This is a genomic window from Chryseobacterium sp. SIMBA_028, from assembly GCF_046535285.1.
Classification (GTDB): domain Bacteria; phylum Bacteroidota; class Bacteroidia; order Flavobacteriales; family Weeksellaceae; genus Chryseobacterium.
In genome coordinates, this window is the sequence record NZ_JAWRWZ010000087.1 from 1 (window position 1) to 368 (window position 368).

A 368-nucleotide genomic window follows, 5' to 3' on the forward strand; every position below is an offset into this window, starting at 1 on the left:
CATCATCTCAAGATCATCAGAAGCTTCTCTGATGCCATCGAATAAAGGTATTACTTTTTCACAGTAGGTTTCTGCCTGCTTTTGGCTGTTGGACGTTGCTTTTGCAGCTTCTCTTGCTTTCATAAGATCCTCAACCCCTAATTTGATTTTAGAGATGTTTCCGGAAATCTGAGTAATTAAACTCATTTGTTCTTTCGCTAAAGTCTTGAATTCTTTTTCTCCGAAGATTTCTTTAAGACCTTTTACATTTTCAATTAATCTGTTTTGATAATTTAAAGCAGAAGGAATAATGTGGTTCCTTGCGATATCACTTAAAACTCTTGCTTCAATATCAATAACGGTAGAGTATTTCTCAAGTTTAATTTCAT

The 368-nt window shown here is 34.0% G+C and carries 1 pseudogene; it reads right to left on the bottom strand.

The features are described from left to right. Window positions 1-368: pseudogene (locus SCA31_RS22660) on the bottom strand (glutamine synthetase type III); the annotation flags it as partial.